Source organism: Achromobacter sp. Marseille-Q0513, from assembly GCF_018195695.1.
Taxonomy (GTDB): Bacteria; Pseudomonadota; Gammaproteobacteria; order Burkholderiales; family Burkholderiaceae_B; genus Achromobacter.
The window spans coordinates 1-382 of record NZ_JAGTJY010000597.1 but is presented as its reverse complement, the minus strand read 5'-3'; the positions used below and the strand labels follow the sequence as shown (position 1 = coordinate 382).

1 pseudogene is annotated in these 382 nt (G+C 61.3%); it reads right to left on the bottom strand.

Features of this window, described 5'->3' with window-relative positions:
• Nucleotides 1-322: pseudogene (locus tag KDH83_RS31915) on the bottom strand (DNA methylase); the annotation flags it as partial.
• Nucleotides 323-382 lie beyond the last annotated feature (60 nt).

Below are 382 nucleotides of genomic sequence, written 5' to 3'. Positions count from 1 at the left end.
ACTCGGGGTGGATGTCCTGATAGGTGGAAGGCCGTGCTTTCAGATAATCCGCCGCCCAGTCGATGGCGCTGCGCTCGTCGGAGACGAACAGCTCCATCTGCGGCGCTTGCGCGGTCTGTGCGCGCTTCTTGTCGTACTCGGTCACTTGCTCGGGCAAGAAGACCATGCCGTCGCGCTCGGGAAAGCGGGTGCGCAGACCAGACAGGAATTCGTCGGTGGAGAGCGGTACCGGTGCGTCATGGCGCACGAACCACGCCACCATGCGGTCAAAGATGCGGCGCGGATCGCGCTCGGCAACGAAGTCAAGTTCCTCGGACTTCACCTTTACCACAGGCAGTTGCCGAAGATGAGTCTGAACAAAATCCCAAGCGGAATCCGGGAC